The organism is Neobacillus niacini (genome assembly GCF_019749295.1).
Classification (GTDB): Bacteria; Bacillota; Bacilli; order Bacillales; family Cytobacillaceae; genus Neobacillus; species Neobacillus niacini_D.
In genome coordinates this window covers 191,168-204,385 of the sequence record NZ_JACWFG010000002.1, presented here as the reverse complement: position 1 = coordinate 204,385, position 13,218 = coordinate 191,168, and the positions used below count along the sequence as shown (strand labels likewise).

Here is a 13,218-nt window from a genome sequence, read left to right as displayed (position 1 = left end):
AGAAAGACATGAGACATTTCTCGTGTCTTTCTGCTTTAAGACATAATATATTATATACCCCTTTTCTAAAGGGCAATCTGAAAGGGAAAGGACTGACAATGAAGAGAAGAATATTAATTGAAAATAAAAAGTTACTATTACTATTATGCATATTTGCCTTTGTGTTACTCTCCTTCCTACTTCTAATCAGTACTACTAGTAAAAAGAAAGATACACACATAATAGAAACTACAACGGTTCCTGAACAAGCATCAGTACATACACCTGAGGAATTTGGAGCGAATGGTTTTGATAAAAAAGCAGATACAACAGCACTTCAAAAAGCGATAAATAAGGGCGGAACAATCGTTCTTAAAAGCGGAGCAACATATATTATTGATAAACCTTTAGAGAGCAATCTTACTATCCATATTAAGACTGACAAGTATGAGAGTGCAACGATTCTCCAAAAGGCTAAGGATAGTGCATTTATTTTCGATAATAAATCCATTCTTACAACCGCAGTCACGCAGCCAATCTCATCAAAACAGTTATATATTGAGCTCCACTCCACTAAAGGAATTAGCCCTGGAATGCTACTTCATCTAAAATCGGATAAGCCCTGGTATTGGGATGATAGGGGGTATCTTACGAAGGGTGAACTCCATAAAGTTACAAAGGTGGATGGTCATAAAGTCTATTTAGAAAGGCCGTTAGTGGAAGGATACCAGGCAGGTAAGGGAGAGGAAGTGACTGTAACACTTTATCCCAGTGCTGCTTTATATTTAGAAAATATAGAGTTTGCGCATCCAGAGCCATATAATACTATCATGGTGAAAGTAAATAATACAATGAATTCCAAACTGCAAAATGTAACGGTAAAGAATTCAAAAAGAATAGGAATTTTACTTCATACCACCTATCAAACGGAAGTAACGAATGCACTTATTGATTTACAAACAACCAAGGATGTTACATCTGGATATGGAATTCAGGATTATGGAGGGACCGGGACCTTCATAACAGATAGTACCTTTAAGAGGATCAGACGTGGTGTAGACTTTTCAGGAGACACTCCTTCACGATACGGTGTGGTAGAGAACTCTAAATCATTAGGTTATGGCAAGGGTAAACTAGCAAGCGGAAACAGTGGATTTGGAACGCATTCAACAGCAGAGTACATCACGTTTCGTAATAATTATGTCGAGGATTTTAATTATGGATTCCTAGTCCGGGGAAGAGATATCACGGTGGAAGGAAATACATTAAATGGACGTAGTATAAGCTTCATTGCTATTACTTTTGGAGATAATGTTAAAGTTATTAAGAATGAGTATCAAAGTAGCTTTAATAGTGCTTTAGATATGTTTATTCTTGTATACGATAATTACAAAGGCAAGATAGAGGCAAATCAAAATGTAATAGAAGCATTAGATGGTCCTTTTATTAAGGGTAAAATCGGGCTTTTAGAATCTTTTTCAATTAAAGAAAATGATGTTAAATACAAGAAAAAATAGTAAAAAGTCAAAGAATCTTTTTTCTTTGATTTTTTTTTTGAATAAAATGTGGCTATAAAGAATTATGTTGAAATATGAAGAAAGATATACAAAAATGGCAAATTTTGTTGACTCACCTAGTTATCAGAGATATTATAAATTTAATAAACTAGCAATAAAAAGGATAGAGTAGAAAGGGGAGAAAAGGTGAAGAAACGAATTTCAATAATTATTTTGTGTCTCCTATGTGTGAGTTTCAATTTCAATTTACTTCCTGCTGAGGCATATACGGATATGTCATCCTATAAGATTGAGACAGGAAGGTTTGAAAGTGAAGCTGACGCAAAAACCAACTTAGCGAGTTTTAAAAACAAAACGGGTTGGTCAGGTGTAATAGAACAATTGGGAGAAACAGAAAAGTACTATCAGGTTTATTCAGGCGGTTTTGTTGAAAAAGACACAGCAGTGGAAATTTTATCAGATTTCAAATCCTCTACGAAAATAGGTGGAACCGTTGAGGGGATCGGACCACGTGAACGGTACTATGAGTTATTATCAGGAGGTTTTCGAGATCAAGCTCAAATTAAATCAATTCTAGCAGATTTCAAGAAGTCTACTGGTATTCAGGCCAATTATATTGGTGTGGGGGGGCTCGAAAAGTATTACGAGATTCTTACAGGAGGATTTATTGGGGAAGATTATACCAAAGCTATTTTACAAGATTTCAAGTCTGCTACTGGAATTCATGCTACATATGAGAGCTTCGGTGATAAAGCTAAATACTATGAAATCCTTTCTGGTGGTTTCATAGGTGAAGATAGAGTCAAACAAGTTCTTAAAGAGTTTAAATCATCTACTGGAATTAATGCAACCTATGAAGGCATTGGGGATCAGCAGAAATACTATACTGTTTTATCTGGCGGGTTTATTGGTAAAGATCGAATAGTCCAAGTTCTTAAAGACTTTACTAAAGCAACTGGAATATCTGCCACTTATATCAATGCAGGAAATAATACATACAAGCTTAAGACCTCTCCTATCTTAGGAACAAGTTTAAGTAAGGCAGCTGACTTCTTTGCCACAAATAAGTGGTGGTTTAGCAGTACGCCGACAGGTAAAGAAGGATTTGAAAGATTTCGTATTAAATCAGTACCAGTTTTAGGCCAAACTATGGCAAACAAGGGATTGAACTTTTTTGTTAAGAATAAATGGTATGCGAAGACTGCAGAAACGGGAAAAACAGGATATGAAAGATTTAGAATAAAGACTGCTCCAATCCTAGGAACAACGATGCTTTCAAAAGCTGAAGGATTCTTTACTAAAAATAATTGGTATATCTCAACAAGAACTACAGGAAAACAAGGGCATGCAGTATATAAAATAAAAACGGAACCATTATTGGGTTCTTCACTAGTAGCGAAGGCAAAAGGTTTCTTTGACAAGAATAAGTGGTATGTAAATATCAGTCAAACTGGAAAAAGTGATTATAAGAGCTACCGTATTGTGTCAGAACCACTCTTAGACTTAAAGGCTGTTAATAAAGCAAAAGAATTCTTTAAAAAGAATGATTGGTACGCAACCTATTTAACAAAAGGACAAGGATCCTTCTATCAAATTGTTTCGCAGCCATTCAATGGTTATGATAAGGCTATGACAGCCACTGACAAGATAAAAGATTTATTTGGCTGGACTACAAATCTTGTTAAAACAAAAAATGGTCCACAGCTTATGTTCACGGATTATGGACTAACTTTAAACAGTATGCTTGAGAAACAAATGGCTAATAATCCTCAAACGGATATGTACCGTAATGATCGAAGATTTGTCTCTTCCGATTTTGTAGATATAAAGAAACAGATCATCACAGGTAATGGTGTTAATTTGAGAACTTCACCGTCTATAGATGGTCATATTGTCCAACAGTTAAACAATGGTGATAAAGTATTGATAATAGGAAAAACAGATAAATGGGTAGAAGTTAGATTGACGTGGCAAAATGCATTTGCATCGGATGTTAAACATTACTTAAATCCAAATAATTTCTCCATCAATAACAAGAGTTATTTCCAATTCCTTAAGTTATCAAAGCCAGCAAACCTAAATGCTAGCGAGGTAAATGAAAAGATCTTAAAGGGAAAGGGAATTTTAGCTGGTAAAGGTCAGGCATTTATTGAAGCGGCGAAGAAGTATAATATCAATGATGTGTACCTGATTTCACATGCACTGCTAGAAACAGGTAATGGTAGTTCTAAGCTAGCTAACGGTGTTGAGGTGAACGGAAAAAAAGTCTATAATATGTTTGGTTACGGTGCTGCAGATTCATGCCCACTTACATGTGGTGCACAAACCGCTTATGATAATGGATGGTTCACACCTGAAGCGGCCATTATTGGGGGAGCTCAATTTATCAGCAGTGATTATATCTATAACGGTACATTCCAACAAGATACACTCTATAAAATGCGTTGGAATCCTTTACAATCATGGCACCAATACGCAACGGATATTGGCTGGGCGTACAAACAGGTAGACAATATTTATAATTTATATCAATTGCTAGATCACTATACACTATATTACGATACTCCTAAGTATCGTTAAATAAAAAAGGTTAAGAGATTTCTCTTAACCTTTTTTGTTTGAAAAATGGATCTTCAGGGAATATATTATATAAATTTACTTTTCGACAAAAGTATTTTTTGGTAATTTCCAAATTACAGCAAATTATTTAAGACAGTTGTGGAAGAATAGAGTTATATAAAAGAAAGGGGTTGTAATAATGCTTTTTGTAAGGGATCCTTTATGTTTCAAAGCATCTATTTCTATTTCTTTAGAGACTCTCCCTCATTATGATAACAGTCTACTAAGAGAGTTTGTGGAGTCAATCCCTAGCAGTGTGGGAAGGGTAAGGTTGGAGACTTCACCAGAGGTGGAGGAACGTTTAATAAGCTGTATGAGTGAATTCAAAGAGACGAAAACCTATCATTGGCTGAGAGAGGATTTCAAAAATGCTCTATACGATATTGAAATTCAACTGAATAAAAGAATGGTATCATAACAAAAAAACTGATTGGGAGAGTCCCCAATCAGTTTTGTGCTGTTGTTTGATCTAGTTCAAGCTGTGCCTTCAACTCAGTTTGAACACGTACCTTTTCAGCCTCTGGTATTTGAAGATAATATATACCATCAATCGTAGTGCCTTGTCCGGTAATCTTCATCTGTTCGATGTTGTTTCCAACAGTTTTATAGTTCTTTTGGATATCGACCATTTGATCGAAGGTTAGGTTTGTTTTAATGTTGGTTCCGATCGCGTTAAAGATTTCAGGGAAGTTCGTTAAGCTTGATAGGCTCGCCCCTTCTTTAACAACTGCTTGAATCACTTGACGCTGTCTTGTGTTACGTCCGAAATCTCCTTGAGGATCTTGCTTACGCATTCTGACATATGGTAATGCTTCCTCACCGTTTAACGTGATTTCACCGACAGGGAAGTGGACATTTTGATAAGTGAAGTCTAGTGTGTTGTTCACTGTTACTCCTCCTACTGCATCGACAATATCCTTAAACCCTTCCATATTTACCTTCATATAATAATCAATCGGGATATCAAGGAAGTTTTCAATGGTATCCATCGCCATTTCAACGCCGCCAAAAGCGTGGGCATGATTGATTTTATCATTAAATCCTTTTCCAACAATTTCAGTACGTGTATCACGAGGAATGCTCAGCAATTTTGCAGAATTTGTGTTTGGATTAACTGTTAGTACCATGATTGTATCGGTACGTCCTTTATCACTTGTCGAATCAACACCAAGTAATAAAACAGAGAAAGGATCCTTTTCGACTAATTCTACTGGTTCTACGCGCTTTTCTGATTGCTTGCGTTCGATGGGTTCGTGCATGGTATCGACAGCACTTTTTAATGAGTTATATACAGAATAAGCATAAGCACCTGCACCAATGATTAGAACAAGAAGGATGATACCAGTAATCTTTAACCATTTTTTACTCTTTTTATCTTTTGATCTCATGTTTTTTCCTCCGAAAAATTTACAAATTTTGACCACAACAGATAGAATACCAAAAAACTAGGAAAATAGATAGATGTAACTTTGTGGATAAAATATGGAATAATGTAGATTTAAGCAAAGATTGTAGAATTTTATGAAAAATGTCTACACAAATCTATGAATTTCATTCATTTTCCACAAATTTGGAATGGAAATGTATTTACAATTGGCTAGTAATTTATTAAAATACTTAATTAAGAGGAAATTGAAGGGGGCCATTGGGAAGTGAGTGCTAAGTCAAAAGGCAATAACTCGAAACAAGCTGATTTTACACGGATAGTGAAAAAGGCTTACGAAAAGGGTGTAAACGAAAACGGCATGACCCTTGAAAAGATCATGGAAGAATTAAAAGCTGATTTGAAAAGTATGATTAATTAATATAGAACAAACAAGGAAGACTAGCGATATCGCTAGTCTTCCTTGTTTGTTTACAAAATATTCAACAAGAAACTGTGCCCTACTGGATTACTCTGCTCCTCTGGACTGTTTTATCTTTATTAAGGTAAATTAGGTTCCAACTTGTATTCCCCTCTTTTACAAATGTCATCCTTGTGTTAATTTGTTTATAGAAACCTATGGAGAGTGATTTACTTGACAACAATAGATATTCTTGGAAGCTGTGTCACGAGAGATGCTTTTGCATTTGTCCAACACAATTATGAACTAAAATCATACTATCCCCGATCTTCTTTGATAAGTATTTATTCACCACCCATCTATATAAAAAAAGAGGGTATTAACCTTAAAACTGAATATCAACAGCGATTAGTCTATTTTGATATGACAAAAAAGTTTTTCCATCATATAAAACAAACTGTAGCTGATGTTTTAATCATTGACTTTATGGATGAAAGATTAGGAGTATTAAAAACAAATAATACTTATATTACACATTCAGATGAATTAAAACATTCTAAACTTAAGCTTTTACTTGATTATAAAGTAATGGAATTTAATGAAGAATTTTTAGATCTTTGGGAACTTAGCGCATTAAAATTTATCCACGATGTTAAGAAACGTCCATTTAGGAAGATCATTCTTCACAAGTCTTTATATATGACTAATTATAAAACTAAGGATGGCGAAATAATCCCTTTTACAGATCCTGAAAGGGTAAAAAGAATTAACTCTAAAAACGCTCTATTAAATCACATGTATCAATTTATAGAACGAAACATGCCAAATTTAAAAGTAATAGAACCAACTGGTTTTCCAGCAGACGAATCGCACAAATGGGGATTGACCCCGTTTCACTATGAGCTTCCTTATTACGAATATTTTATGGAACAACTGAAAATTGAAATAAAAGCCATCCAGGATTAATCCTGGATGGCTTTTATACATTTTTTGCATATACAAACCAATTTGTTCTATATACGGCATTCTAAATACCAAGTTCACCATCTAGCGAATATCACTAGTCTTCCTTATTTTTTACAAAATATGCACTTAGAAAATGTGCCCAAGCCTGGTAACCCAGCTCGTTCGGACTTTGATCTTCATTTAAGTAATTTTCTAGTTCTGGATTATCGGTTGCCGGCCAAGCTATCCAGTGGTCGAGGTAAGTCAAATTGTTTGCTGCAGCAAAGTTCTTTAATCCTTCTATTTGTTCCGAATAATACTGTGGAAGATAGATGGGATTGGATGGCTGCAGTATAAACGTAGTGTCTGGATTCTGTGCTCTAATATCCTCAATCATTTTCGTTACGTTAGCTAACGTTTCTTCTATCTTAAGCTTGCCATTGTCATTAAACAGAAACGGCTCAAGCACGACAAGCTGTGCCTTTTCTGCAACAAGCTCAAGCTGCTTGTTTTCTCCGATGAAATCTGCAGATGTCTGATCGTATGTATGAAGTGCGGTAACAATCTTATCACTTCCAAAGCTTTCACTTATACTTTGAGTAACACTTTTCTCCCATTCCATGGATGAAGATCCAACAAAGAGAATCTTAAATGGCTGTCCCGACTCTAACGCAAGCTTTAGTTGATCTTTCGCCGTATCTGGCCAATTTGCTGCCATTTCCAAATAGCTGCTAAAGTCTGTCTCGGTAATCTGCTGAGTGGTTACAGGTTCAACTGCTTTTACAGCAACTTGTTGATTCCAGTGAATATGCCCATAAGCAAGCACGCCTAAACAGACCAATCCCCATACCGCTGTTAAAAAATACTTCATTTTTTCACCCCCAAAAAACATATTTTCTATTATTATAGCAAAGGTCTTGCTAAGAAAATTATACCAGTTGTGGAAAACCTACATTATTTTACAAAAAACATGGTATCATTGTTTAGGTAATTGACAAAAGAATACAAATTACATCATTAAATGATAGTTATATTTGTCTATTGAAAAATATAAAAAGGTACTAAATACCTAATGAATAAAATAAATATCATTTTTCGACACGAAGTGACAAAACGCGACATCTAAACATGTTATAATACTTTTTGTTTTCATCGAAACATATACAGGAGGATTAATTACTAATGGAAGAAACAATTAGTTTAAAAGAGTTACTAGCGACGTTAAAGAAACGGTTCGTTATGATCATACTCATTACGATGACAGCTGGTTTAGTAAGTGGAATCGTAAGTTATTTTTTTCTAACCCCAATCTATCAAGCTTCGACACAAATTCTCGTCAACCAGAAACAGAGTGAGCAACAATTCTACAGTCAGAGTGAAGTTCAAACAAACTTATCATTAATTAGTACCTATAATGAAATCATAAAAAGTTCTCGTATCCTTGATAAGGTTATTGTCCAAACAGGTCTGGATATGACCCCTGGTCAACTAGCAGGGAAAATTACGGTTAGCAGTCAAAAGGACTCACAGGTAGTGAGTGTATCCGTTCAAGACCCAGACCCTAATATGGCTGCAAAAATTGCAAATGTAACAGTAGATGTGTTTCAAAAAGACATTGGTAGTATTATGGGAGCGAGAGTTGATAATGTGAGTATTCTTGCACCAGCTAAGGTAAACGATAATCAGGCTCCAATTAAACCACAACCATTATTAAATGTTGCGATTGCGATTGTTGTTGGCTTAATGGCTGCAGTGGGACTTGCATTCTTACTAGAGTATTTTGACAACACCATTAAGAACGAACAAGATATTGAAAAATTATTAGAACTTCCAATCCTAGGTGTTATTGCAACAATTGATGACCAAAAGATGGAAGAGTTGAAGAAGCGTAAAGTAGGAAGCAGAACGGCAGGAAGAGGTGAGACTTATGGCGTTTAAGCGTAAGAAGACAGTAAGAACAACAGATCCAGCAAGAAAGTTAATTGCAACACTTGACCCAAAGTCACCGATATCTGAACAATACAGAACGATTCGGACAAATATTCAATATTCTTCTATTGATAAGGAACTAAGAGTAATTATGGTTACCTCAACAGGACCAGGAGAAGGAAAATCAACTACGGCGGCTAACCTTGCAGTTGTATTTGCGCAACTAGGGAAGAAGGTATTGCTAGTAGATGCTGACCTGCGTAAACCGACAGCTCATCGTACGTTTGGCGTCAATAACTTGTTTGGATTTACAACCGTACTGACAAAGCAAGCAACGTTAGAAAAAACAGTACTTGATACAGAAGAAAAGGATTTATATCTATTAACTAGTGGTCCTGTACCGCCAAACCCTGCGGAGTTACTAAGCTCAAAATTCATGGAACAATTCATTGAAGAAGCAAAAGAAGTATTTGATTATGTCATCTTCGATACACCGCCATTATTAGCGGTAGCTGACCCACAAATTATTGCAAATAAAGTAGATGCTTCGATCTTTGTTGTCTATAGCGGCAAAACAGAAATTGACAAAGCGACAAAAGCAAAAGAATTGCTCGTGAATGCACAAAGTAAATTGGTTGGTGTCGTGCTTAATAATAAAGAAGTTAAGGATAATGACTATTACTATTATTATGGTTCAAAATAACTAAAATTCGACAAAATACCACCCTTTCGGAAGACTTTCGACGGTGTTACAATGTATATTGTCGTATAAAAATAACAGCTAATTGGAAAGTGAGTGTTGTTGTCCATGATCGATTTACATTGTCATATATTGCCAGGGATTGATGATGGGGCGCAGTCACTTTCTGATAGCCTCAACATGGCAAGAAAAGCTGTTGAACAGGGAATTCATACGATAGTGGCTACCCCGCATCATATGAATAGCAAATATGAAAATCCGAAACAGTCGATTATTGAGAGAGTAGAAGAATTAAACACTATATTAATAGAAGAAAAAATTCATTTAAACGTTTTACCTGGTCAGGAAGTACGGATTCATGGAGAAATGTTAGAGGGTTACCAGGCTGGAGGAATATTGCCGGTCAATCACACGCCCTATGTATTAGTAGAGTTTTCATCAAATCATGTACCAAGATATACAGAAAAACTGTTTTATGACCTGCAAATGAATGGACTTATACCAGTGATTGTTCATCCTGAAAGAAATCAAGAAATCATTGAACGCCCAGATATACTTTATCAATTAGTGAAAAAGGGTGCATTGACGCAAGTTACTGCTGCGAGTATTAGCGGCGACTTTGGCAAGAAAATCAAAAACTTTTCCCTGCAATTAATAGAAGCAAACCTAACACACTTCATCGCTTCTGATGCCCATAATACAACCAAACGTACATTTAAAATGAGAGAGGCCTTTGGCGTCATTGAAAAAAAGTATGGAATAGATACGGTGTACTATTTTGATGAAAATGCTGCCCTCCTAATTGGCGGGAAGAATGTCTATAAAGAAGACCCAGAACGAATCAAAAGAAAGAGGATATTTATTTTATTTTGAAAATTCCTACTATACAGTGAGTTTGCTCAACGAGGACTATACAAACAGGGTTAAAACCCTGAACGGCGACGTTCCCTGTCCGTTATCCATGGGAGCACTCGGTTATGCTGTGGGAGGGGAAATTTATCTCCAATCCTTAGACGCATGTCGTCAAAAGCATGATGTGAGGACGGGTTAGATGCCCGATTTTTAAATAAAACCTAAATACTTAATGAAAGGATAAGCGTGTAAAACGCTTGCATTTCCATTAGGTATTTATTTTTGCCGAAATATTTAGAGAAACGAAAGAAAATATAGAGGGGGAAGCAATAGTGAAAAGAGTTAGAAAAGCCATTATTCCAGCTGCAGGGTTAGGAACGAGATTCCTTCCAGCAACAAAAGCAATGCCAAAAGAGATGTTACCTATCGTGGATAAGCCGACGATTCAGTACATAATCGAAGAAGCAGTTGCTTCCGGTATTGAGGATATTATCATTGTAACAGGAAAAGGGAAACGGGCAATTGAAGATCATTTCGATAATGCGATGGAGCTTGAACAAAATCTAATCGATAAAGAAAAGTATGATTTATTAGAAAAAGTTCAGTATCCAACAAAACTAGCAGACATCCACTACATCCGCCAAAAAGAACCAAAAGGTCTTGGACACGCGGTATGGTGTGCCCGAAACTTTATTGGAAACGAACCATTTGCTGTCCTTTTAGGTGATGATATCGTTCAAAGTGAAACACCATGTTTAAAACAGTTGATCAACCAGTATGAAGATACATTTTCTTCCGTAATTGGTGTTCAGACAGTAGCAGATTCAGATACACACCGCTATGGGATTATCGATCCATCTACACAAGAGGGACGTCGTTACCAGGTAAGTAACTTTGTAGAAAAGCCAAAACCAGGTACGGCACCTTCGAATCTAGCCATTATGGGACGCTATATCTTAACTCCAGAAATCTTCATGTTCCTAGACCGTCAGGAAAAAGGAGCAGGCGGCGAGATTCAGTTAACAGATGCAATTCAAAGACTAAATGAAATTCAACGAGTGTTTGCTTATGACTTTGAAGGTCAACGTTATGATGTTGGTGAAAAGTTTGGGTTTGTAAAGACAACGATTGAATTTGCTTTGCAGCACGAAGACCTCCATGATGACATGATTGATTATTTGAAGAACCTAGTTTCTTCATTAGATATAGAAAAAGTAGTGTTATAGAGAAGGAAGGGGTCTAGGTTGTCTAATTTAGCAAATCAAGAAGTTGGCTATATTGAAAAGCAAACAACGAATGTAAAAGATGGAAGAATCTATCTCTTTGCAAAAAGATTAGTAGATATTTTCGGTTCTATTTGCGGGATTATCCTTTTAGGTGCTCTCTTTGTGGTTATTGCAATCTTAATAAAAGTTGAGGATCCTAAAGGGACTATCTTTTTCTCACAGAAGAGAGTAGGGATAAATGGCAGGGAGTTTAAAATGTATAAGTTCCGTTCCATGGTATCAAACGCTGAAGAGAAACTGGCTGAACTATTAAAATACAATGAGATAAATGGTGCTATGTTTAAGATGAAGGACGACCCTCGAATTACAAAGGTGGGGAAATTTATTCGAAAAACGAGTATCGATGAATTGCCTCAGCTGTTTAATGTATTAAAAGGGGAAATGAGCTTAGTTGGTCCTCGACCACCTCTTCCAAGAGAGGTTGCAGAATACACTGCTTACGATAAGCAACGTTTATTGGTTACTCCTGGGTGTACAGGTCTCTGGCAGGTAAGTGGAAGAAATAGTATAGGTTTTCATGAAATGGTAGAATTAGACCTTCAATATATTCAAAGAAGAACGTTCTTTTTTGATATAAAAATTATATTTAAGACGGTTTTAGTATTATTTGGCTCAAAAGACGCATTTTAGAAAAGAGGTACTAAAAATGATGAAGAATGACTCGAAAATATATGTAGCTGGCCACCGTGGTCTTGTTGGTTCAGCGATTGTTAGGATGCTTACAGAAAAAGGCTACAATAACCTTGTGTATCGTACAAGTAAAGAATTAGATCTAAGAGACAAATTTGCAGTAGATAGCTTTTTTGCAGAAGAAAAACCAGAATTTGTATTCCTTGCTGCTGCTAAAGTTGGCGGGATTGTTGCGAACAATGAATATCCTGCAGACTTTATACGTGACAACTTACTAATTCAGACAAATATCATAGATGCAGCTTATCGCAACAATGTAGAAAAGCTTTTATTCCTAGGAAGCACATGTATCTATCCAAAAATGGCACCCCAGCCATTAAAAGAAGAGTATTTATTAACTGGTTTGTTAGAACCAACAAATGAACCATATGCGATTGCAAAAATTGCAGGGATCAAAATGTGTGAATCATACAATCGACAATACGGAACACAATATATATCTGTAATGCCAACGAACTTGTATGGAGAGAATGATAACTTCGATTTACACACTTCTCACGTATTACCAGCATTAATTCATAAGTTCCATGAAGCAAAAGAAAGCAATGCTCCATTTGTGGAAGTATGGGGTACTGGTTCACCAAAACGTGAATTTTTGTATGCGGATGATCTTGCAGACGCTAGTATCTACCTTATGAACAATTACACTGGTAATGAAATTGTCAATATCGGTGTTGGTGAAGATATTGCTATTAAAGAATTAGCAGGAAAAGTAAAAGAAGTAGTTGGATTTACAGGAGAAGTCAAATTTGATACATCTAAACCTGATGGAACGCCTAGAAAATTAGTGGATGTAACAAAGTTGAATTCTTTAGGGTGGAAAGCTTCAATCTCATTAGATGAAGGACTAAAGAAGGCTTATAACTGGTTCCTGGAAAACGAACTTACAAGAGTAAATTAAACATATATCGGAGGAC

13 protein-coding genes are annotated in these 13,218 nt (G+C 35.9%); 11 read left to right on the top strand and 2 right to left on the bottom strand.

What is annotated here, in order from left to right; genetic code table 11:
- The first annotated feature begins 98 nt into the window (after positions 1–98).
- From H0184_RS04645 to H0184_RS04635, 3 genes are all read left to right on the top strand, one after another.
- Positions 99–1,496: a right-handed parallel beta-helix repeat-containing protein gene (locus H0184_RS04645; RefSeq protein WP_221821944.1), complete on the top strand. Its 1,398-nt coding sequence runs from the start codon at positions 99–101 to the stop codon at positions 1,494–1,496.
- Positions 1,497–1,682: 186 nt separating this feature from the next.
- Positions 1,683–4,076 (top strand): N-acetylglucosaminidase, encoded by a 2,394-nt coding sequence (locus H0184_RS27965; protein WP_221821942.1) that lies wholly within the window; start codon positions 1,683–1,685, stop codon positions 4,074–4,076.
- Positions 4,077–4,254: 178 nt separating this feature from the next.
- Positions 4,255–4,533 (top strand): hypothetical protein, encoded by a 279-nt coding sequence (locus H0184_RS04635; RefSeq protein WP_221821940.1) that lies wholly within the window; start codon positions 4,255–4,257, stop codon positions 4,531–4,533.
- Positions 4,534–4,561: 28 nt separating this feature from the next.
- Here H0184_RS04635 and tagU read toward each other — a convergent pair whose 3' ends face one another.
- Positions 4,562–5,503 (bottom strand): polyisoprenyl-teichoic acid--peptidoglycan teichoic acid transferase TagU, encoded by a 942-nt coding sequence (gene tagU, locus H0184_RS04630; RefSeq protein ID WP_221821938.1) that lies wholly within the window; start codon positions 5,501–5,503, stop codon positions 4,562–4,564.
- Positions 5,504–5,767: 264 nt separating this feature from the next.
- Between tagU and H0184_RS04625 the strand changes: the two genes are divergently transcribed.
- The gene (locus H0184_RS04625; protein WP_221821936.1) at positions 5,768–5,920 is read left to right on the top strand and encodes a hypothetical protein; all 153 of its coding nucleotides are present in this window, start codon (positions 5,768–5,770) and stop codon (positions 5,918–5,920) included.
- A 213-nt stretch (positions 5,921–6,133) separates the two neighbouring features.
- Positions 6,134–6,865 carry a DUF6270 domain-containing protein gene (locus H0184_RS04620; protein WP_221821933.1) on the top strand — a complete coding sequence of 244 codons (732 nt, stop codon included), beginning with the start codon at positions 6,134–6,136 and terminating at the stop codon, positions 6,863–6,865.
- 94 nt (positions 6,866–6,959) lie between these two features.
- On the opposite strand, the gene H0184_RS04615 is transcribed toward H0184_RS04620, so the two are convergent.
- Positions 6,960–7,715 (bottom strand): SGNH/GDSL hydrolase family protein, encoded by a 756-nt coding sequence (locus tag H0184_RS04615; RefSeq protein ID WP_221821931.1) that lies wholly within the window; start codon positions 7,713–7,715, stop codon positions 6,960–6,962.
- 311 nt (positions 7,716–8,026) lie between these two features.
- Here H0184_RS04615 and H0184_RS04610 point away from each other — a divergent pair, with 311 nt between their 5' ends.
- From H0184_RS04610 to fcl, 6 genes are all read left to right on the top strand, one after another.
- Positions 8,027–8,782: a YveK family protein gene (locus H0184_RS04610; protein ID WP_221821929.1), complete on the top strand. Its 756-nt coding sequence runs from the start codon at positions 8,027–8,029 to the stop codon at positions 8,780–8,782.
- Positions 8,772–9,476 (top strand): CpsD/CapB family tyrosine-protein kinase, encoded by a 705-nt coding sequence (locus H0184_RS04605; protein ID WP_221821927.1) that lies wholly within the window; start codon positions 8,772–8,774, stop codon positions 9,474–9,476. Before H0184_RS04610 ends, H0184_RS04605 begins: the two co-directional genes overlap by 11 nt.
- Before the next feature lie 105 nt (positions 9,477–9,581).
- Positions 9,582–10,346 carry a tyrosine-protein phosphatase gene (locus H0184_RS04600; RefSeq protein WP_221821925.1) on the top strand — a complete coding sequence of 255 codons (765 nt, stop codon included), beginning with the start codon at positions 9,582–9,584 and terminating at the stop codon, positions 10,344–10,346.
- 311 nt (positions 10,347–10,657) lie between these two features.
- The gene (gene galU / locus H0184_RS04595) at positions 10,658–11,551 is read left to right on the top strand and encodes a UTP--glucose-1-phosphate uridylyltransferase GalU (protein WP_221821922.1); all 894 of its coding nucleotides are present in this window, start codon (positions 10,658–10,660) and stop codon (positions 11,549–11,551) included.
- A gap of 51 nt (positions 11,552–11,602) precedes the next feature.
- Complete coding sequence (locus H0184_RS04590) at positions 11,603–12,241, top strand: sugar transferase (RefSeq protein WP_313771719.1); 639 nt, start codon at positions 11,603–11,605, stop codon at positions 12,239–12,241.
- A gap of 19 nt (positions 12,242–12,260) precedes the next feature.
- Positions 12,261–13,202, top strand: coding sequence for a GDP-L-fucose synthase (gene fcl, locus H0184_RS04585; protein ID WP_221822445.1), 942 nt, complete (start codon positions 12,261–12,263; stop codon positions 13,200–13,202).
- Positions 13,203–13,218 lie beyond the last annotated feature (16 nt).

Bases quoted from the DNA above. Each gene is read 5' to 3' on its own strand.
- H0184_RS04645 (WP_221821944.1), top strand. From the start codon at position 99: ATGAAGAGAAGAATATTAATTGAAAATAAAAAGTTACTATTACTATTA.
- H0184_RS04635 (WP_221821940.1), top strand. From the start codon at position 4,255: ATGCTTTTTGTAAGGGATCCTTTATGTTTCAAAGCATCTATTTCTATT.
- tagU (WP_221821938.1), bottom strand. From the start codon at position 5,503: ATGAGATCAAAAGATAAAAAGAGTAAAAAATGGTTAAAGATTACTGGT.
- H0184_RS04615 (WP_221821931.1), bottom strand. From the start codon at position 7,715: ATGAAGTATTTTTTAACAGCGGTATGGGGATTGGTCTGTTTAGGCGTG.
- H0184_RS04610 (WP_221821929.1), top strand. From the start codon at position 8,027: ATGGAAGAAACAATTAGTTTAAAAGAGTTACTAGCGACGTTAAAGAAA.
- H0184_RS04605 (WP_221821927.1), top strand. From the start codon at position 8,772: ATGGCGTTTAAGCGTAAGAAGACAGTAAGAACAACAGATCCAGCAAGA.
- H0184_RS04600 (WP_221821925.1), top strand. From the start codon at position 9,582: ATGATCGATTTACATTGTCATATATTGCCAGGGATTGATGATGGGGCG.
- fcl (WP_221822445.1), top strand. From the start codon at position 12,261: ATGAAGAATGACTCGAAAATATATGTAGCTGGCCACCGTGGTCTTGTT.